Source organism: Staphylococcus sp. ACRSN (assembly GCF_022346615.1).
Lineage (GTDB): Bacteria > Bacillota > Bacilli > Staphylococcales > Staphylococcaceae > Staphylococcus.
The window spans coordinates 1-19,413 of record NZ_JAKRNS010000015.1 but is presented as its reverse complement, the minus strand read 5'-3'; the positions used below and the strand labels follow the sequence as shown (position 1 = coordinate 19,413).

The following is a 19,413-nucleotide window of genomic DNA, read 5'->3' as shown; positions in this document are numbered from 1 at the left end:
GGTGGACGTATTATGTTTGATATAGAGTCAATGAACCATATAGTGAATAATCTACACCCGATTTTAGGCGCATCTGATCCAGGGCAATGGATCGATAACAGCTCAGATAAGGCGAAAGAATGGGGCGGTAAAATCGCAACATTATTCGGCGTTTTATGTTTCATTTGGGGAGTATGGTATATCTTCGGAGCAGCTGTATTTAAGTCTAATAAAGGTAAGCTTGTAATATTGGCAGTTGTAGCTTGTTTAGTTGGAGCAGCATTAACATATGGCGGAATTTCATTCTTACAATCATTCGGTGAAGGTGGTTTCAACGGCGTAAAAGATATTAAGAACTAGCTTATACGTAATTTGAAAGATTAAATAAAAGAAATGAGAGTAGATATCTACTCTCATTTTTTTTGGAAATTTACCCTAAAAACGTATTGCAACAGTACGAAGTATGTTATAATAATAGTATATATAAAAAGGCTTAGAAAGGATTTTGAGTATGGAATTTAACCTAAAAAACTTAGAACCAAATGACCCGTTAGAACTATATAATAAATTAGAAAAATTAGTTAGATTTGGAGATTTACATGCAGTAGCTAAAGGCGAAAAAGATGAAGTTCAAGGTTACTACTTAGGTGGACTCTTAGTTAATGATATTAAAAAATCTTCTGTATCAAGTGAAACAATTAATACATTATATTCAGCTTTGAGGTCTTATGACATTGAACATGCAATATTGCCTAATGATATCCATAAAGGGCAAATTCCTATTATATTAGACGATCATACTCGAAGCTATTTAAATAGTAACCTTAAAGAATTGGTAGAATATGAAAACTTAGCGTGGCGAATATTTTTTATTCCTATGAAAATAGATGTAGATGATGATGAACTTTCGCATGCAGAAATCGTTTTTGATAAAAGTGAAGATGATGTATATGAATACTTTTCTATTCACTATAGTCGCATCGCTAATCATTTATCGAATTTAGTTTCTGATAATGTAGGTAAATTAGATGATTCATATGTACAAAAGAGTGAAGAAAGTTCAGAGAGTAATGAAGTTGAACAAACTCCTAGTAAATATGAATATGATAATTCACTTGATAGTATTTCATTTGATGATTCAGATGATAGTACAGACGTGCTCGGTGATGAAAGTGAAGGTAATGACGTAACACAAGAAGATGTTATTAATGAAGATAGTGAAAGTAGCAAAGAGGACAAAGATGAAGTTGAGTCTGTCGAAATAGAAGCAGATGAAGCAGATGATTCGATTAAAAGTGATAAAGAATTAGAAGTAGATAGTGAATTAGCAATGGAAGATGAAGATATAGATAATGAATATACAGAACTTCCACCTGAGCTACAAGCTACTTTTGATGATTTTTATCTAGGACGTTTTAACGAATTTGAGAATGTAGATGAAAATGATACAACACACGTGATATTACAAAAAGAAATTAAAAACGCTAATAACGTATTAGAAGTACGAGAAAGAGAATTTAAAAGAAGAGCTAAACAGTTGTACATGCAATATATGAGCGAGTCTTATAACGAAATTAATAAGGTAATAGATGTTGAAAATGGAGACGCTATTATTAAAGATATGCATGAGGAAATGGAAAATAATAAGAATAACCTAGATATGAACTTAGTACAGCGAATTGATTCTCATAAACAAGAATTAGAACACAGATTTTGGAATGAACACTTTAATAGCTTTAAAGAGCAAACATTAGCAGGTTTGGCAATGAAATTTGAAAAAGAAGAATACTACAATTTAGTAGCAGAACCTCTAGAGCGTTTTGAAGAATTAGAACGAAGTCGAAATGAAGAAGCTAAATATGAGCTCACTCACGAACTTTCAAATAAATTTGCTAATATCAAGACACAAGCAATTACGAAAGATAGAAATAACGCAATCCTTGAAGTTCAAAATTATTTAAACGCTGCTACACAAGAAATACAGGGTGAAATTAGAGAGTTAGATAGTAAGATGACTGAACAAAATGAACGGTTCATAAAATATGAATACGGTAAAAAAGCAGAAGAACGTTTACGCAATACAGTAGGCAGTGATCTTTATACAGATGAACAAGCTAAAAAGTATAAAAAACAATTTGAACTGACTGAAAAAGAGAAAGAAGAAGCGACAACTAAGCTCAAAGAACTAGAAGTGAAATATAAAGAAGATATTAGCACCAAGAATGAAGAATATAACAAATTCAAGAAGGATATAGAAGCGAACCATCAAAGTGTACTAAAGTCTAAAGATGAAGAATTAACTAATCTGAGTAAGGATTTAACGAGCTTGCAAAGTGAGAATGAAAAAAATAAAACAGAACTAAATAATAGTAAAAAGACAAAACGTAAACATGTGATTGGAACAGGCGTAGGCGCCTTCTTGATTTCGGCTGTTGTGTTTGGTGGAGCTGCATTAGGTTTCCATAATCAAAGCCAAAGTGCAGAAGATAAATTAGAATCTACAAACAAGGTTGTTGAACAACATAAAAATGAAGCAAACAAAAACAAAGAAGAGTTAGAACAAGTTAAGAAAGAAAAAGAAGATGAAAGCAAGAAACAACAAAAAATTATAGATGACCAAAAGAAAGAATTAGAAAAACAGAAAAAAGATAAGAAGGACAAAAAATAAATGAGGAATTGTTTTGACTGCTTGGAAACAAAGGAGGTTATTCTATGGCTTCAATAAAAAAGTATTATAAAATTCCTCACAGTATTAATGTTAAAGAAGGCTTAGATACGCCAGTAGCACTTAAATTTGGTGCTATTGGGTTTGCGGTGCCTATACCAATAGCATTAATTATCATGGTTATTGGAACTTTAATGATATATGTTAGTGGAATTATATACTTCACAAAAAATAATTACGGTATAATCGCTGGAATATTATTCACAATAGGGTTTATCTCACTATCTAGAATGATGTTGAAAAAGACAAATACAGGTGAACGAGGATACAAATGGGTTATACCTACACTAAGTTACTATCCATTATATAAAATGAGAATAGTAAGAACGAGAAGTACTATTAGTGGGAACGAGGTGGAAAAATTGAAAAATGTCATTGGATTAGAAGAAATAAGTCCAAAGTCAGGAATAGCAAGATTTACTAACGGTGATACAGGCGTAGCTGTCAATGTCATTGGTAATGGGAATAAGACTTTATTTGATAATGAAGTGGAAAAGATTGTTTTATCTTACGAACAGTTTCTAAGAGAGTTAGATATTGGGGTCGATTTTATTGTTGATATGAAAGAAGGCAATCAAGACTGTACGAGTCAAATTGAGGCTTTAGAAACTCAAAAGATGAACACTAATAATCCAACTGTAAACCTGATTTTAGATAGAAGAATTACAACATTAAAACATATTCAAAATAATTTTAGAACGACTGAATATACTACTTACTTAAGAAGTGATGATACAACGAAGTTAGATAATACAATCAAAGCGTTAAAACAAACAAGTTCAAGTGGAATTTTTAAATATTTCCAAATTGCATATGACGAGGAAATTTATGAGAAATATAAAGATTTTTATAACTTGCAATAATCACAATAGAAAGGGTGTTATAAATGTTTTCATTAAAAAGTAAGAAAAATAAGGGAACTGAAAACACTGAAAAAGTAGATAAGGCAAATTCAGAGAAATCTAATAATAATATAAATGAAAAAGTAAAATTAGACACGTCCAAAAAAGACGAAATTGAGGCAACAGTAAAAAGAGAATTAGAAGAGAAAGAGCCTGAATTAAAAAAAGACAAGAAGGCGTTTAAAAAGAAAGTGAAAGATGAAGTGAAAAAACGTACACTCATTCACAATGAAACATTAAGTAGAGTAGCGCCTTCAGGAAATATAAAATTTAGAGATATTGACTTTATTACGAACGGAAAATTTGCGACGATTTTAACATTCTCAGTAAAAAAAGGAAGTTTTACTGATTTACCCCCTTTATGGGGTATGGGTCTAGTACCTAAAATTGACAATGTTGAGGAGTTTGAAAATAAGGATATCGTTTCTAAAGTAGTTTATAGTATCACTCGAAGAAAAGATGAATGGGCTGAGAAAAAGGTACAATCATCAACGAGTGTTTCTAGAACAGGTTATTCAGAATCCAAAGGAGCAGATCAAACCGTAGCAAACAACTATTTCCAACAGTATTATGTAGATACACAAGAAATTGCGAATGAGATTAACAACGGGGCAAGTTACTTAGATTTATCAATACGTGTAACGATTACAGCACCAACACGTGATGATTTGTATAACGCTATTTATTATTTAGAAAAACGGTATACTAAGCATTTTAATAATAAAGTCGAATTAGTACCTTTTGCAGGGGAAATGAAAACGGAATACAGTAATCTAATGGATTCGGCACGTGAACAACGTGGTGAAAATTATCATTTAACTTCTAGGGAGTTGGCAGGGAGTTATCCCTTTGTTTCTTCAGGAGTCAATGACATGAATGGTTCATATATCGGTCAGTTACATGGAGAATTGAATAGTGACCCAGTTTTATTAGATACAACTAATATAGATAAATTAGGAGTTATATGTGCGAAAAATAGAGCGGCAGATATCAACTCAGTTAATAACTTTAGATATGATTTCAAAGCTACAACAGCATGGAGTAATAAAATCACACAAGACGCATTTGTTAATGGCAATAGAGTAATTGAGTACGTTTTAAACGGAGAGCACGTTGAAAGAATGAGAGAAGAACTATTAAGTGAAACAGCCTATGTTAACTTGTTAGCCCAAGATATAGCAATTAACTTTTTAGAACCATTTGCTGATGGTCAAGATGACATGAGTGCTTATAATGTTACTATTTCAAAGATTCAAGAGATAGCTAGGCAGTTTTCAGAAAAAGAAGACGAAAACGATATTACAACATTAAATAGTCAAGATATCAGTAATATTGAAAAGGAATTAAGAGGATTCTATATCCATGAGGGCATGTGGAAAGAAAATGCGGTGGAAAATAAAGCTGATTTAAGATTCGTAGGGTTAAAACATAATGAATTACCAGTATTAAAAGAATTTATTGCTTATTTAGCAGAAAGCATACATGCTGAAAAACAAAAAAGTGAAATTCATGGTACAACTGACAAAGAGAGAAGTCTAGAACGTATTAAAGATGTTTTTGATAAGATGAAATCAAGAAATGAAGATTTGTTCAATAGACAAACAACAATTGATGAATCGGCTTTGAAAGAGAAGATGAAAGTTATATTTGATTTTAAAATGTTAAAAGAAACTCACCATGCGGCTCTTATGGGACAATTTGTGAATAGCTTGGCATATGGAGAGCAAATGTTAGAAGAAGATGACGTCGTTATTATACATGGGGCTGATGAGCTTACAGACTCTGTTAAAAGACATTTGAGAACTAGAATAGGTCATTTGAATAATAGAGGAGTAAAAGTATTCTTATTATACAATGATGCAGATGTATTATTTGATAAAGGTGAAGGATCAAACGAGAATATCCATCGTATTTGGTTCAGAAATGCAGACTTAAGAATTACTAACTCAATGCAACCACATAATGTTAAGCAATATGCAGAAATAATAAGGAAAAACCTTCCAGATTCAGTACAAGCAGGCATGCAAAGTAATAAAGACCATATTTATTACTTAAATAGAGACACAGCTTCAGCTTTGTTTAGATTAGAAATTGCTGACTAACATATTGTAGTGGAACGAAGTTATAAACTATAAATAACAACCTATACTTAAAAGGTAAAATGTAAGATTCATCTTAAAGGTAGTAATTTACTTTACTACATAGATGGATTAAAATGGCTAACAGGCACATTATAATGTGCCTACAGCCACAAACGAAAGACTTATTAAGTTGAATACTCACAATTTAACTTAATATATTACCACCTTTCCTATGTATATGGCTGAAACACTTTGAGCATAGCATTATGCTCAAAATCCTTTCTAAGGGCGTTCCATCTATTTTAATAGGTGGAGCGTCTTTTTTTTATAAAACGTATCGTAACAATACGAAAAATGGTATAATAGGATTACAATAGATCCTAAGCTATAAGGAGGTAATATAGCCATAATATACAGGCAATGTGAGTGCAAATTACGATTTGTATGTCTGTTGAACAATAGGTGGTAATAAGTGGCAATATGTTGGCAACGGAGGAAGAATATGGCTAAGAAAAAAAGTCAAGTAGTGATTGTGTATTTAGACCCTTATATCACTGATAAATTAGATGAAGTTATAGAGCAATCTTCAAATCATGTTAGAGGTAACTTAATTAGTTCGTCTTTGAGTTTTTTAGTGTATCAAGGTGAAGATGAAATTGAAAAGTATGTTGCAAAAGCATATAAACTTGTAACAAAATCTAGTTCTATTGACAGTGGGAAAACATTCGGCACAATAAGAGTAGGTAAAAATAGAATTAATTTAAATTTAAAACCTTCGCTAGCTAGCTACTTTAAAGATTATGATAAAAAAATATTAGTGATAGCAGCGTTAATGTTTGTAAAAGTAATTAAAGACTAAAAGACAAAGGTGGTGTGAACTTTGTCAAAGAAAAGGGATTTTGAGTATAGTGGTAGGCTCGAAAACGAGAAAGAAAAGCAACCCTCTCCTAACGAGCAACCCTCACAGGGTAGTAGTAATTCAAACAATCTCAATGACAAGGACAATGTTAATAGAAATAATCAAGAACCTAGTCCAAAGGTTCAACAAACGGAAGATGATTTAAAAGATCAAGATAATCGCTATTCACCGCAAGAAGAAGGAAATGAACGACCCGAGCAAGGTAACGTAGAACCAAAACAGACAAATGAAGATGTAAATGAAGACAACGAAGGACAACCAAATCAAGACGGCGAAGAGGCTCAAAGAAATCAAGGGGACAGTGAGTCAAGTGAAGCTGATGACAAAGATTTTGGTAACGAGCAAGATGACGGTGATGACAACCAAAGCGACCAAGATTTTGGTAATGAAGGTGATGATTCGCAAGAATCAGAAAGTAGTAATGCAAATGATGTTCAAGATGACAGCGGGGAATCAGATAAAGATAATATAGATGATGAAAGCGAAAATGATAAACCTGACCAATCAGATGATGAAAAAGATGATGAACCAAAACAAGCATCAGAAGATCATGATATAGATGATAATTCATTAAAAGGTAAAGCATTAGGTAAGATAGACCCGAGTTTGCAAAAAGCTTCTAAACTTAAAGATTTATCTAAAATGAACAAAGAACAAGCGAAAGACGAGCTTATAGAAATAACCAAATCGATGGCTAAGAAAAAGATAACAGCAGCAGTTGTTACATATATAGCTCCTGTTATTCTACCTATTTTAGGTGCATTATTAATCGCAATATTATTAGTATTTATGATTATGGGTGCATCGAATCTAATGAACGATAATAAACCTGAAGATGAAGGTTGTTCAGTTCAAGATAAGGCATCGACTAATGTAAAAAACAGTAAAGATGCTAAGAAAAATATAGAAACAATATATAAATACACTAAAGAAAATGTGAAAGGTTCAACTAGAAAAGGTATTGCTTCATGGTTAGGTAATATTAATGAAGAATCAGGTGGCACGTTCTCTTCAAGCACTATTCAAGGTGGTAATGAATATAAAGAGAGCTTAGCTAAAGACCCTTCGGCAGGAGGATATGCGTTTGGATTTGCACAATTAGATTCAGAAAGACGAGTGAATTTAATAAAATATGCAGATAAAAAAGACAAAAAGTGGAGTGATATGGACTTACAGTTAGACTATATCCTTAATCACGATGGTACAGATTCAGATTTAATAAAAAAATTACTTAAAAGAGATGGAGATATCAAGACAATAACTGCTGATATCATGAATGATTGGGAACGTGCAGGAGCAAAAGAATCATTGCCTAAACGTCAAGCAGCAGCATCGAAGTATTATAGTATGTTAGGCGATAAAGATGATTCTAATATTGGTCAATCAACTGATTCAGCAGGTGATAATAGTGACGCAGGGTCTAATAGTGGTTGTAATGATGACTCTAACAGTAAGGTAGATGGAGAATTAGGAGCGTCAACAAAGGCTAATGGTGGTTCAGGTAAAGTATTAAAACAATGGAAATCTAAAAAAGATATTCCTGAAAAATATAAAAAACACATCCAATTACCTGATTATAAAGGCGAAAAGCTAAATTCTAGTGAAAATATATTCCCATCTACAGGAAATAAAGGGCAATGTACAGAGCTACTGTTTTCTTATATGTCTCAATTATGGAAAGGTAAGCAACCTACTAACGGTAACGGAAATGTGATATACAAAGCCTACAAATCTCAAGGAGCAAAAACAACATCTAATCCAACAGTTGGATATGGATTTTCATCTAATCCTCCATTCGCTGGAGCTACTACTTCTGATGTAGGACACACTGGTGTAGTTATCGGAGTAATGGAAGACGGAAAATGGTTAATGTCTAACTATAATTTAAATGGTGAGGCTAACAAAGACGAAAGTCGTGTTGAGACATTTGCACTTGTAGACGGAAATAAAAAAGAAGGCGGCGCTACATTCTTTAGTGGTGTAGGTGGCGCTAAAATAAAATCAAAATAACAATATAGAAAAGAGGGGTTATATGAACGAAGGTAATAGTAAATTACCACAGATTATATTGCTAATATTTATTGTGATAATAGGATTCTTGTTATTCAAGTTCGTAATATTTAACGACTTTTCACAGCAAGATGAGGTCGAAAAGAATACTTCAAAAGAGAATAGTGATCCCGCCTTAACATTAAAGTCAGATAAGCAAGCAGAGGCAGAACTAAAGCAGAAGGAAGAAGAAGAAAAGAAAGCTGAAGAAGAGAAGTCCAAAGACAAAAAAGATAAGTCAGATGATAAAAAAGATAAAGATAAAAAAGATAAAAAAGATGAAAAAGCTAAAATGGACGAAATGAGAAATAAAGGAAAAGATAATGCTTTAAAAGTGTTAGAAATCCAAGCCAAACCACAAGATAAGTTTAAAGAGAAATCGACTCAAACATTATTTAGTGATGTGGCTACTGAAGACTATGTAAAAGGTCGTAAAGGAAATAAAGGCGCGGACGACAGAACTATAGAATATAAAAATGTAGAGATTGACATTAGTGATGACGAGTTAAAAAAATCTAATCCAAAAGGCACATTGAAATTTGACAGATTAATAAATCCAAAAGATAAAAAGAGTGAAATCAAACCATCAACTGAAATTGACAGTAAGGTAAGTGTTACATTTAAAAAAGAGGGTGACACACTTAAAGTTGATGGCATGCAAACTTAAGGGAGGTAATATCTTATGAAAAAAAGGTACGTAATTATAATATCTGTATTTTTCGCCGCTTCCTTAATCTTTTTGATTGGAGCTATAGGATATAACAATGCTCAGTCAAAAAAATTAGATGAATCAAAAACATCTAACCAAGCATTAAACTCTCGTCTTGAAACAGGTAAGCAAGAGAAACTACAAAATGGTGTTCTGATAGACAAGATAAATAATGATCCAAACCGTTTAGCAAAAGATGCTAAATCAAATGCTGAGAAGCTTGTTGATGTGATTAAAGAGCAACAGGGTAAAGCTGATAAAGATAAAATGAACGCATATAAGTCAGAACTAAAAGGTTTTGTTAGTGAAAATGTACGTAACAGTGAAATCTTAACAAGTATTTCTATAGACAAGGATTATGATGTTGACGTATCGACACAAAGAGGTGAATCGATACCCGTTTTAATCAGCTCTAAAGATAAATATATTGTTATTGAATATAATGCATATGCTGATGAAATTAGTGGTGTGAAGGAATATAAACAAGCTTAAATAAGTGCATGAGAGTAGGTGGAATGTGTGAGTGAGGATAAAAAACCTGAAATTATGACGGAAAAAGAGAAAAAGAAAGAAGATAAAAAACAAGCCAAAGCCTATATAAAGGCTCAATACAATTATAGAATTGGTTATTTGTTCAAAGCGATAAAGACTTTCTTGAAAGAAAATACAAAATACTTTATAAAGAAGTATCTTAAAATGATAATGATAGTACTGGCATTATTATCTATAGTATTTGTCGTTATAGGGCTAAATCAAACAATAAATGGTAATAGAGCAAATAATGATATTGATAGTCTTGAATCAAAAAATAATAAACTACAAACCCAAGTTGAGGACTTAGATTCTGACTTGAAACAAGAAAGCAATAAAATTAATGCAGCGAATGTTTCTACGCAATCAGGTGTTCAAAGAGGTAAAGAAACCCTTGATAAAGTATTCAAAGGTATGTATGACTATCAAAATTCTAGTGAGTACAGAGAAAATAGAGAGCAAAATCTAAAGCTTTTTGAAGACCCTAAAGCGAAATGGATTAAAGATGTGTACAGTGATGATAAAGATGAAGATGGTAATAGTGAAATTGAAGCACTAGGATTGTCATCTGAACTAAACGAAACGGAAATATATACAGAATCAATTGAAGATACATCTAAAAAAGTTGTGCCTTTTAAGGTGATAGCATCGTACACAGGGAATATTGATAATGTATCTAGTGAGTATGCCACTAGAACGCATTATACTGTATATGAAGTAGATGTAGACACAAGTAACAATAAGATAGATAAAATGAAGAAAGGTAATACTGTTAAAGTCAATAATGATATTAATTAGGTGATGGCAATGAGTGAAGAAACAAAGCAAAGCAAGACAGAAAATAATAGTAAATGGACTAAAAAATCAACAGTAAAAGCGATAGTAACAATAGTTATTATCGCTTTACTTATAACGTTTAGTGTTATATTTGTTAAGAAAAATGATGCTAATGCACAACTTAATCAATTCACATCAAGTATTGAAAACAATAACCCTGAACGACTAGCTACTATATTATCCACGAATGAAAGAGAAATGACTAAGGCGGAAGCTGAGCATTTAATTACTTATTTTAAACAAAGAGATAATGCAGAGCGACTAAATAAAACGATTAATAATGTGAAAGCGAATATTAAATCTGATGAATCTTCACCTGAATTGGGAACTTTAAGAGATAAAAATAATCAACCAATATTAGATTTTTCCAAAAATGGTAAAAAAATGTTTTTCTTAGGCAAGTTGTCTATTGACCCACATTATAGAGCGGTATATATAAAAGAGGCGGATAATACTGCCACTTATAATTTAGGAGAAGGTCATCAAGTAGCAGTGGATAAAAACAAGTTGAACAAATTAGGTTCATTTGTAGTAGGAAATTATAACATAGATGCAAAAAAAGAGTTCAAAGATGGTGCTGTTAAAGGTAAAGTAGACGGAACTATTCATATTGATACTGATAATATAGATGAATCGAATAGAGTGATTGGGAAACAGTCGTTTAATCAATCTAAGATAAAAATTGAATTGCATAACGCAGATAAACTTGATGATAAATCACTTAAACTTATGATTAACGGGGAGACAACTGAATTAAATACAAATAAAACTTATGGGTACTTCCCTAATAGTGATAGTTTTACTGTTCAAGCTGAGGGCAAAAAGGAAGAGCATATTTTCAAGACTAATGAAGTTAATGTTTTACAAGGTACAACAAATAATAGTATACAAACTGTAAATCTTGAATTTAATGATAAAGAAATAGAAAAGACCTTAGAAAAAGAAGAAGAAGAAAAGTCTAAAATGAGCAGCTTCATCAAAGATTACATGGAAAGTCTAAACAAAGCATATAAACATACTGATTATGACGAAATCAAGAAGTATATTAAAGAAGGATCAAAAGCAGATGAATTTATGGAACCAAAATTTGAGAAAAAAGCCGATATAAAATATAAAAATACAAAAGTAAAAAGTGTTGAAAAGACTAATGACGTTTATGAAATTGTTATAAGCAAACAGTACAAGGATAATACGATAACAACCGAATATAAAGTGAAAGATAACAAGATTATTGAAATACAAGATGTGCAATAAAAAGGGGGCGAAAGCCCTCTTTTTTAAGTTGCAAGTGTACACTTGCAAGTCAAGACTTGCTATGCTATGATTGAATAAAATAATAGATGGGAGGCTATATAAATGTTTGAATATAAAAAAGTGTTGAAAGAAGTTGAACGGCTCGAAAGCATGATAGATGTTATAGAAAACTCTAAAGATAACAGTGGCTACAGAGTGCAAATAAGTTACTGTAACGGTAAGTTGTACAGTGAAGGCTCAGACGAATATTTAGTAGATATATATGTTATTGATGATTATCAATCTTATAGTAAACAAGGTAAGCAAATAGAGTTAGTAAATATAAGCAATCACGAATTAGAAGAAAAGTTGCCTTGCAAGGTATACGGTGATCCAATTCAAAGTAAGGGTGTGATAAAATCTATAAAATTTAATAAGGAAGCTATATTAGAAGAATTGAAAGAAAACGAAAAGTATATCGTAAATACTAAGTTAGGAATTATAGAAAAGCCTATTGGTGAAAATAAGATAATAAGCAAAAGCATTATACCTAATAACATTGAGGTATATTTCTCAGATTACACATCAAAGGAATGTATTGAAAACATGTTGATGGTTAAAAATGAGATAACAGAAGAATTTGGTATGAATCCCTCATATTTTGATGTTTCTGTACAGAGAGGCAAGCTCAATCCTTATATGAAAAAAGGAAAAACAAATCTTTACTTGAGAAGAGATGTTGAAAAATTTATAAAACAGCTAGATCATTAATAATAAGGTGGTATACAAAAATGAAAAAACTAAACAAAGGTATCATATTAGCAAGTACATTAAGTCTGTCATTAGTATTAACAGCATGTAATGAAAAAACAGAGGGGAACAAAGAGGATAAACAAAGCGAAGATAAGAAACACACACAGCATAATCAACAAAATGATAAAGAACAGCCTAAACAAGACAATAAGACAAACGAAAAGAGTGCGAACGATATTTCACAGAATAAGAAATTAGCATTAGCGTTTTTTGCAGACGATGCAGATATGTATACATTGACGAAAGATGAAGCTTTAACAGGTATATTTGAAAGTGATGCGCAAGGTAAAAAAGAGAAAAAGCAATTATATAAATTGTTATTAATCAAAGAAAAATCAGTAGCTAACGCGCCTGAAGATATGGACTTTTATACTGTTTACCCACCTAAAGGTAGTTTTGCATCAATTGTAGGAGTTAGCAAAGATAAAGTGCTAGTCAGTGGCACACAGGCGACACCAGATTACAAAGAATTAAAGGAAACTGGCGAAGAATATAACGTAAAAGATTTGTATGAAAAGAATAAGAATTATAGTTCGCTAGATGAATTAGCAAATAAAATTAAAATTACAGATAAAAATCCAATGCAAGACGATAAGACAAGAGAGGAGTACGAAGCTAATGAAAGCCCATCAACAAATACTCATATGAGAACACAAGTGTTTCAAATGATTGCTGATTTTGATGGGAAAATAGATACAGATAAGTATCTTGTTGATAACGTTAAACTGGATAAAAATGGGAAATGGTATGTGAATTATAGAAATAAAAATGCTGAGATTGTAGGAACTTACACAACGATGGGGAAAGATATAGTTAAGAAAAATGCTGAGGGCAAAGTGATTAAAAAGGAAGCTGTTAAAGACTAAATTTAACGTTAAGGTGGTAATACTATGAATAATACAGAGAATTTTAAGAAATATCCTAAAATCTTAAAAATAGATAATAACGGTTATATCATGGGGTTAGATAAAAATGGTTCAGTAAACACAGAATTTAATACAAACAACATTGATCATGAAAGGTTTCGCAATGTGTTTGGTGAATCATATAATTATCTACACGATAAATATGTTAATGAGCATTTAAGCCGCTTCGATAAAAATAAAGATAGTTATGATGATAGTAATAATCCGAATAATTTATATACAGAGAGAGACAGAGAATATGGCAATCAACAACGAGAAGAACTAGCTAAAAATAAAACAGCTAAAAAATGGCTAGCATCAATATTAGCTATTGTAATTGTTGGTTTTATATTATTCTTAGTTTACAACCATTTTTCTAATCAAAACGACATGAATAATAGTGCACAAGTAGACAATAACGATCAATTACAACAAGAGAATGAACAATTAAAACAAGACATGAAAGATACACAAAACAAATTAGCAGATTCAGAAACGGATAGTCAAAAGACACAACAAGAAATTAACAACCTTCAATCAAGAATTGATAATCTGAAAAACAATGAACAAGTGCCATCTAATCAAGACTCATTACAATCATATCAAGACGGTATCAATAAATTGCAAGATGCTCAAAATAGTAAAAATCAAGGTAATTATGAAGAGGTTAAATCAAAAGTTAGCGACTTAGATAAGTATATCGATAAGAAGAAACTAACAGAAGATGGAAAAAATGCATGGGAGAATTTCAAAAATTGGTTAAACGAACAGTTTTAACGTAAAGACAGCATTGTATGTTTTACGTTATTTTCGATGAATATGATACAAAAACTTTTTGTGAAAATATAGAAAAAATAGCTATGAGGCATCTTATAAAGGAATCACTAAAAATAAAGGGGGCTAAGAAGATGAATAACCAAAATAATGTTTTAGATTTAATGAAAGCAGATTACAAAGAATTAAAAACGTATATTGCGAATGAAATATACGATAATGACAAGCTTAATATTTTAAATAGAGAGAAACAAGTTGCGAAGATTAAGCAAAGTTTAGAAGATAAACCACATAAGGTATTACGAAGTTTAGACCGAAGTGCAAGACTTTATAGGTCGTCACAAATGGAATGGTTTGCTTTTATACGAGAAAAAATAGAAGAAATGATGCGTTTGAAGTCTAGGATTAGTAATTACTTAAATGAAGACCTATCAAGAACTTATCTAAAAGCACAAGCATTAGAAGAAATAGCAGATGCGCTAAACACAAGTTACGAAGATGTTTATAATGAGAAAACAAATACAACGTCATTTGATGTATTAAATCATAAACATTTTGCTGAAGAGGTTGAAAAAATCTTAAAAAGTTATGGTTTTAATAAAGTTACTGAAGTATGAATATAGAAGTGGGTATAGACCCGCTTCTATTTATTTTTATTGCGGTTGTCATGACTAACACGTTTAGGGCTAAACTCTATATAATATTTTATAAGATACTCTATCAAAACGACAGATACAAAGGTGGTATATATGAAGTTCGTAATACGTTTTGGGAAAAGACTTTATTTAAGTAAAGACGCTAGCTATGTAAACAATATGACTGATATGAACATTAGAACTTTTAATATTAAAGAAAAATCATTAGCGATGAATATAGCGAATGATATGGGTGGAGAATTAGTGAAGTATGAACCCAAAAAAAGCAGGAAGAAACAACCTAAAACAGCAATTCAGTATACAAACTATGAACTAAACAACTTGTTAGTATTAAAAAATGAAGATTTTTATTATACCCATGATATGGAATTAACCAAAAAATTGAGGAACAAGATCGTACTCAAACTGACTATGTCACAAGTCCAAAATATACTTCAGGAATATCCTGATTATAATATAAAGGTAGTACAATTAGGGACAGAAGTTGAGAGCAAACGTCTTAAACCTAATAAAAAAGCAAATGGCTACTATGTTGTTGAAACAAGATATAAATATTACTTAACAAAAGACGATAAAGAAACAGACAATATAAAAGGGAATAATGTGAAAAGGTATGATTTAGAATTAGGTAAATCGTTAGCTTATAGTGATGCTGAAAGGTTAGGAGGGAAAGTTAAAAAAGTTTATAGAGGGCGTATAATTAAGAAAAAGTTTTATCATAAAAAATTCTTACGAGGAAAAGCAAGGCTTATAAGATAAGTGCATTTATTAACATGTAAGCGGTGTAAGACACCGTTTCATTTTTATTCCAATATAGTCACAAAAATATTAAAAAAATACAAAAACACTTGAAACGTAACTATAAGTACGATAAAATATTTATATATCAATTAAACAATGTTATACAAAGCGGTATTTAGGAAATAAAGTATGTATAGAAATTAAAAATATCATATTTTAGTATAAATAGTAATAAAACGGAGGTAGTGAAATGGGAAAAAATATAAAAGAACAACTATTTTTTGACTATCTAAGAGAACGTCGTAATGAGCATATAGACGCAGTTGTAAACAATGTAGAACAAGGGGATTATACTTTTGCAGAAGCGAGAAATTCGTTAGAAAAAGATCAAATATATTATAGCATGGAACAACAATACAAATATTCTTTAGCAATAGGAGGGATAAGCACTGGTCAAGGCATTTTTATCAAACACAAAGACATGCCATTTGTAAACGATGGATATTTGAATAATGCAATTGAAACAATTATAAATGAATTAAATATGAAAGATATTGTTGATGAAATAGAGAACTATTATGAAGGTTTAAGTAGGTCTTTTAGAGTTCTTTAGATTAATGAATTGTGCCATGTGAGAGGCGCAAAACAACCAAAATTAAAGTGTTTATAGAAAGTTTAAACGAAATTATTAAAAATGTAATATAAAGCTATATACACGGAAAACATTATAATGCATAAGCAAGGGATTGGTGGTAAGAATGGAAAGACAATCAAAATATACGTATAAGAACTATCAAGTAAAAGTAGAATTTAAAAATGGTAAGATAGCAAAATACAACGCAACTGATACAAACAGAATCAATGCAACAAAACAAATAGATAATTATCTATATAAGCGTAATATACCATATAATAAAATTGAGAGTAATATATTAAATAGCGTCCCAATAGTAGTTCCTGAGAAAAGTTGTGATTAATTTTTTGATAATAAAACCTTGAAAGAAGTGGGTAATACCACTTCTTTTTTTATTTTATTATGGTTACAAAAATATTAATAAAATACATATAAATACTTGCATCGTAACTATAAGTACGATACAATTAATATATATCATAACAGGAGGTCATGATGATGAGTGAAAGTACTTACAAAACATTTCAGCGATTTAACAAAGAGCAGAATATAGACATTCATAATGCTATGGAAAGTTATGAAGTATTTGATGAATTGGACAAGACGGATTATGTTTGCGGGTATATTGCAAAAAATGAAGTCAAAGCACATGAAGTAAAACTAAATGAAGAAAAAATAATCAACTTAGAAGATACATATTATCTATGTGTACGTTAAAAGATAAATATAAATAATACATACTATGAAAGAGGTGCAGAAAATGAATGATTATAAAATGTTAAATCTTGTTAAACAAGTAGGAATACAAGTAGAAGAAGTGAAACCTAAAGTATATAAAGGGTATTCGTGCAATATAAAGCAATGGCACTCCTTTAGAATATGGTTGAATAAATCTAATAAAATTACTATACGTACAAGGAATGTACAGAGGAGCTATGATGTACAGAATAGGCATCAGTTAGCAGAAGTATTTAGAGGATTTGATATTATTTAAGCAATGAATGAGAGAGAATTATTTAATTTCTATTATATCGGTGGTTGTTCTAATTAGTGTAATATATAGTTAATAAAGCGATTTAGCATATGCTATTAAAAGAATCTTTTCGTATGATAAAAAGGATTATCAATTAAGAAAACAGCAGTAAAAATTATCAATATTTGAGAGTGGGGCGATTTATATTCAAATTTTAAATGAACTAATATCGAATATGGAAAGCTTTTTTGAACCTAAGCTACATATTTTTAGGATTACTTCGCTAACGAGTTTGTTAGTAGAGGTATTATTAATCGCATCAATGTTTTTTACGCGATTAAGTAATTTAATCAGTTGGAAAGTGTTCGTACGAATCAGTTTACCGATAATTATAGTGTTCTTCTTATCGTCATGGGTCTTGATTATGTTTTCCCAAGCGAGAACGATAATAGTGAGCATATAACGATGTTAGAATAACTTTAAAAGGACGTGAAAAAAGATGAAAAATTTAAGAGAGACAATTAAAAATATAAAGGTTAATCTAAAGGCTAAAAATAAGAAACCACAATTAACTATTGAAGGTATAGACAACGTTACTTTCCCATTGGATTTATTTGAGTCGAAGCAAAGTAAGATGAATATTCAATACGAAAGAGCAAAGGTCTATTCTGAAAGACTAAAATATAAAATTGAGAATCTATTTAAAGATATGCAAATAGACGCTACTTTTCTTGATACTCATATTGCGGGTGTGTTTTTGGTATATAAATATAAAGTGCATGAATATGTTAGTACTGAATACATCGAAAAAATAAAAATGAGTATATCAAAAATTCTCGGGTTCTTTTTATTACCGAACGTATCTATGCTAGAAGATAGAAACGAGATGGCTATTGTTATTCCTTTAACGGCATGTGAAGAAAATTATTGTGTCCCGATTGATAACAAACTTCTTTTCGGAAGGAAAAATATAGACAATGCTAATGAGATGATAATGGGGTTAACTATCGAGAATGAACTATTAGAATATAATATAGATGATTATCGTAATATGTTAGTGGTAGGGCAAGCGGGTTGTGGGAAAACAACTTGGTTTGATCAAATTTTAATGTCTATGATGTCACGTAATTCTCCTAGTGATATTAAAATAGGATTAATAGACTTCTCGGGAAGTCAATACATCGGTTATGATGGTCTTCCCTATATGTTGACTGATGTGGTTAGTGATATAGATAAAGTGAAAATGTTATTGGAGCGTATAAATAAAGAAGTCGACTATAGATATAAAACATTTATTGAAAATAATGTCGAAAACATTCAAGAATATAATGACATGGAAAGTAAAAGTGATAAACCTAAGTTTGCAAAATGGACAATTGTTATTGAAGAAATTCATCAGGTAAAACAACAAAATGAAGATGTATTTCAATTATTAGTAGACTTATTAAGTAAAATACATTCGATAAGCAACGTAGGTATTCATTTCATAGTTAGTTTGCAGACACCAAAAATAATTACAGAAGAACTGAAACAAAGCTTCGATTTAATAGCTACTATGAGATTGTTCGGCTCTATCGATAGCGAAAAAATACTTGGGGAAAAGGGAGCTGAAAGTTTAAATACTAAAGGAGATATTTTGTTGAAATATGATGGAAGTTTAGTTAGGTTACAAAGTTCCTATATATCTGACACTGAAAAATTAACTATATTTGATTATCTCAAAAAGAATAAATGATACTATAATGACTTTAAAAGGACGTGAAAAAGATGAATGAATTGATAGAGACAAAAATTAAAAATATAAAACAACAAAGAGAACATTTAAAAAGCCAATTAAAAGAAATTGAAAGTCCAAAAATTAAAGAGATGTTAAGCGAAAAAATTACTATATGTAATAGAGAGATAGAAAAGTTAGAAAAGCAATCATAACTTCCATAATAAAAAGAGTGATA

The 19,413-nt window shown here is 30.7% G+C and carries 21 protein-coding genes; all 21 read left to right on the top strand.

What is annotated here, in order from left to right; all coding sequences use genetic code 11:
• Positions 1-12 precede the first annotated feature (12 nt).
• The 21 genes from MHZ36_RS12740 to MHZ36_RS12640 all read left to right on the top strand — a co-directional run bounded on the left by MHZ36_RS12740 (position 13) and on the right by MHZ36_RS12640 (position 19,390).
• The gene (locus tag MHZ36_RS12740) at positions 13-339 is read left to right on the top strand and encodes a hypothetical protein (RefSeq protein ID WP_239232089.1); all 327 of its coding nucleotides are present in this window, start codon (positions 13-15) and stop codon (positions 337-339) included.
• Between the two features lie 151 nt (positions 340-490).
• Complete coding sequence (locus MHZ36_RS12735; protein WP_239232088.1) at positions 491-2,647, top strand: hypothetical protein; 2,157 nt, start codon at positions 491-493, stop codon at positions 2,645-2,647.
• Between the two features lie 44 nt (positions 2,648-2,691).
• On the top strand, positions 2,692-3,567 hold the full coding sequence (locus tag MHZ36_RS12730) for a hypothetical protein (protein WP_239232087.1): 876 nt from the start codon (positions 2,692-2,694) through the stop codon (positions 3,565-3,567).
• Positions 3,568-3,590: 23 nt separating this feature from the next.
• A complete protein-coding gene (locus MHZ36_RS12725; protein WP_239232086.1) occupies positions 3,591-5,708 on the top strand; it encodes a hypothetical protein in 2,118 nt (705 codons plus the stop codon).
• Positions 5,709-6,189: 481 nt separating this feature from the next.
• Positions 6,190-6,546, top strand: coding sequence for a hypothetical protein (locus tag MHZ36_RS12720; protein ID WP_147614280.1), 357 nt, complete (start codon positions 6,190-6,192; stop codon positions 6,544-6,546).
• Positions 6,547-6,567: 21 nt separating this feature from the next.
• Positions 6,568-8,616, top strand: a complete 2,049-nt coding sequence (locus tag MHZ36_RS12715; RefSeq protein ID WP_239232085.1) for a phage tail tip lysozyme — start codon at positions 6,568-6,570, stop codon at positions 8,614-8,616.
• A gap of 22 nt (positions 8,617-8,638) precedes the next feature.
• Complete coding sequence (locus MHZ36_RS12710) at positions 8,639-9,322, top strand: hypothetical protein (protein WP_239232084.1); 684 nt, start codon at positions 8,639-8,641, stop codon at positions 9,320-9,322.
• A 15-nt stretch (positions 9,323-9,337) separates the two neighbouring features.
• Positions 9,338-9,856 carry a hypothetical protein gene (locus MHZ36_RS12705; protein ID WP_147614283.1) on the top strand — a complete coding sequence of 173 codons (519 nt, stop codon included), beginning with the start codon at positions 9,338-9,340 and terminating at the stop codon, positions 9,854-9,856.
• A 27-nt stretch (positions 9,857-9,883) separates the two neighbouring features.
• Positions 9,884-10,693 (top strand): hypothetical protein, encoded by an 810-nt coding sequence (locus MHZ36_RS12700; protein ID WP_239232083.1) that lies wholly within the window; start codon positions 9,884-9,886, stop codon positions 10,691-10,693.
• Positions 10,694-10,702: 9 nt separating this feature from the next.
• Positions 10,703-11,986: a TcaA second domain-containing protein gene (locus MHZ36_RS12695; protein ID WP_239232082.1), complete on the top strand. Its 1,284-nt coding sequence runs from the start codon at positions 10,703-10,705 to the stop codon at positions 11,984-11,986.
• 102 nt (positions 11,987-12,088) lie between these two features.
• The gene (locus MHZ36_RS12690) at positions 12,089-12,736 is read left to right on the top strand and encodes a hypothetical protein (RefSeq protein ID WP_147614286.1); all 648 of its coding nucleotides are present in this window, start codon (positions 12,089-12,091) and stop codon (positions 12,734-12,736) included.
• A 20-nt stretch (positions 12,737-12,756) separates the two neighbouring features.
• Positions 12,757-13,644, top strand: coding sequence for a YegP family protein (locus MHZ36_RS12685; protein WP_239232080.1), 888 nt, complete (start codon positions 12,757-12,759; stop codon positions 13,642-13,644).
• A gap of 24 nt (positions 13,645-13,668) precedes the next feature.
• Complete coding sequence (locus tag MHZ36_RS12680) at positions 13,669-14,460, top strand: hypothetical protein (RefSeq protein WP_239232079.1); 792 nt, start codon at positions 13,669-13,671, stop codon at positions 14,458-14,460.
• A 131-nt stretch (positions 14,461-14,591) separates the two neighbouring features.
• On the top strand, positions 14,592-15,074 hold the full coding sequence (locus MHZ36_RS12675) for a hypothetical protein (RefSeq protein ID WP_239232078.1): 483 nt from the start codon (positions 14,592-14,594) through the stop codon (positions 15,072-15,074).
• Between the two features lie 132 nt (positions 15,075-15,206).
• A complete protein-coding gene (locus MHZ36_RS12670; protein WP_239232077.1) occupies positions 15,207-15,872 on the top strand; it encodes a hypothetical protein in 666 nt (221 codons plus the stop codon).
• A gap of 232 nt (positions 15,873-16,104) precedes the next feature.
• Positions 16,105-16,467 carry a hypothetical protein gene (locus tag MHZ36_RS12665; protein ID WP_147614291.1) on the top strand — a complete coding sequence of 121 codons (363 nt, stop codon included), beginning with the start codon at positions 16,105-16,107 and terminating at the stop codon, positions 16,465-16,467.
• Between the two features lie 145 nt (positions 16,468-16,612).
• Positions 16,613-16,831, top strand: coding sequence for a hypothetical protein (locus MHZ36_RS12660; protein ID WP_147614292.1), 219 nt, complete (start codon positions 16,613-16,615; stop codon positions 16,829-16,831).
• A gap of 155 nt (positions 16,832-16,986) precedes the next feature.
• Entirely contained in the window at positions 16,987-17,205 is a 219-nt protein-coding gene (locus MHZ36_RS12655; RefSeq protein WP_147614293.1) for a hypothetical protein, read from the top strand.
• Between the two features lie 43 nt (positions 17,206-17,248).
• Complete coding sequence (locus MHZ36_RS12650) at positions 17,249-17,482, top strand: hypothetical protein (protein ID WP_239232076.1); 234 nt, start codon at positions 17,249-17,251, stop codon at positions 17,480-17,482.
• Positions 17,483-17,960: 478 nt separating this feature from the next.
• Positions 17,961-19,196 carry an FtsK/SpoIIIE domain-containing protein gene (locus tag MHZ36_RS12645; protein WP_147614295.1) on the top strand — a complete coding sequence of 412 codons (1,236 nt, stop codon included), beginning with the start codon at positions 17,961-17,963 and terminating at the stop codon, positions 19,194-19,196.
• A gap of 32 nt (positions 19,197-19,228) precedes the next feature.
• Positions 19,229-19,390, top strand: a complete 162-nt coding sequence (locus MHZ36_RS12640; protein WP_239232075.1) for a hypothetical protein — start codon at positions 19,229-19,231, stop codon at positions 19,388-19,390.
• The last annotated feature ends 23 nt before the right edge of the window (positions 19,391-19,413 follow it).

What these genes read in the sequence shown, in the direction of transcription:
- MHZ36_RS12735 (WP_239232088.1), top strand. Translation starts at nt 491, where the DNA reads ATGGAATTTAACCTAAAAAACTTAGAACCAAATGACCCGTTAGAACTA.
- MHZ36_RS12725 (WP_239232086.1), top strand. Translation starts at nt 3,591, where the DNA reads ATGTTTTCATTAAAAAGTAAGAAAAATAAGGGAACTGAAAACACTGAA.
- MHZ36_RS12640 (WP_239232075.1), top strand. Translation starts at nt 19,229, where the DNA reads ATGAATGAATTGATAGAGACAAAAATTAAAAATATAAAACAACAAAGA.
- MHZ36_RS12645 (WP_147614295.1), top strand. Translation starts at nt 17,961, where the DNA reads ATGAAAAATTTAAGAGAGACAATTAAAAATATAAAGGTTAATCTAAAG.
- MHZ36_RS12650 (WP_239232076.1), top strand. Translation starts at nt 17,249, where the DNA reads ATGAATGATTATAAAATGTTAAATCTTGTTAAACAAGTAGGAATACAA.
- MHZ36_RS12740 (WP_239232089.1), top strand. Translation starts at nt 13, where the DNA reads ATGTTTGATATAGAGTCAATGAACCATATAGTGAATAATCTACACCCG.
- MHZ36_RS12705 (WP_147614283.1), top strand. Translation starts at nt 9,338, where the DNA reads ATGAAAAAAAGGTACGTAATTATAATATCTGTATTTTTCGCCGCTTCC.
- MHZ36_RS12675 (WP_239232078.1), top strand. Translation starts at nt 14,592, where the DNA reads ATGAATAACCAAAATAATGTTTTAGATTTAATGAAAGCAGATTACAAA.
- MHZ36_RS12665 (WP_147614291.1), top strand. Translation starts at nt 16,105, where the DNA reads ATGGGAAAAAATATAAAAGAACAACTATTTTTTGACTATCTAAGAGAA.
- MHZ36_RS12660 (WP_147614292.1), top strand. Translation starts at nt 16,613, where the DNA reads ATGGAAAGACAATCAAAATATACGTATAAGAACTATCAAGTAAAAGTA.
- MHZ36_RS12730 (WP_239232087.1), top strand. Translation starts at nt 2,692, where the DNA reads ATGGCTTCAATAAAAAAGTATTATAAAATTCCTCACAGTATTAATGTT.
- MHZ36_RS12670 (WP_239232077.1), top strand. Translation starts at nt 15,207, where the DNA reads ATGAAGTTCGTAATACGTTTTGGGAAAAGACTTTATTTAAGTAAAGAC.
- MHZ36_RS12685 (WP_239232080.1), top strand. Translation starts at nt 12,757, where the DNA reads ATGAAAAAACTAAACAAAGGTATCATATTAGCAAGTACATTAAGTCTG.
- MHZ36_RS12710 (WP_239232084.1), top strand. Translation starts at nt 8,639, where the DNA reads ATGAACGAAGGTAATAGTAAATTACCACAGATTATATTGCTAATATTT.
- MHZ36_RS12690 (WP_147614286.1), top strand. Translation starts at nt 12,089, where the DNA reads ATGTTTGAATATAAAAAAGTGTTGAAAGAAGTTGAACGGCTCGAAAGC.
- MHZ36_RS12680 (WP_239232079.1), top strand. Translation starts at nt 13,669, where the DNA reads ATGAATAATACAGAGAATTTTAAGAAATATCCTAAAATCTTAAAAATA.
- MHZ36_RS12655 (WP_147614293.1), top strand. Translation starts at nt 16,987, where the DNA reads ATGAGTGAAAGTACTTACAAAACATTTCAGCGATTTAACAAAGAGCAG.
- MHZ36_RS12720 (WP_147614280.1), top strand. Translation starts at nt 6,190, where the DNA reads ATGGCTAAGAAAAAAAGTCAAGTAGTGATTGTGTATTTAGACCCTTAT.
- MHZ36_RS12695 (WP_239232082.1), top strand. Translation starts at nt 10,703, where the DNA reads ATGAGTGAAGAAACAAAGCAAAGCAAGACAGAAAATAATAGTAAATGG.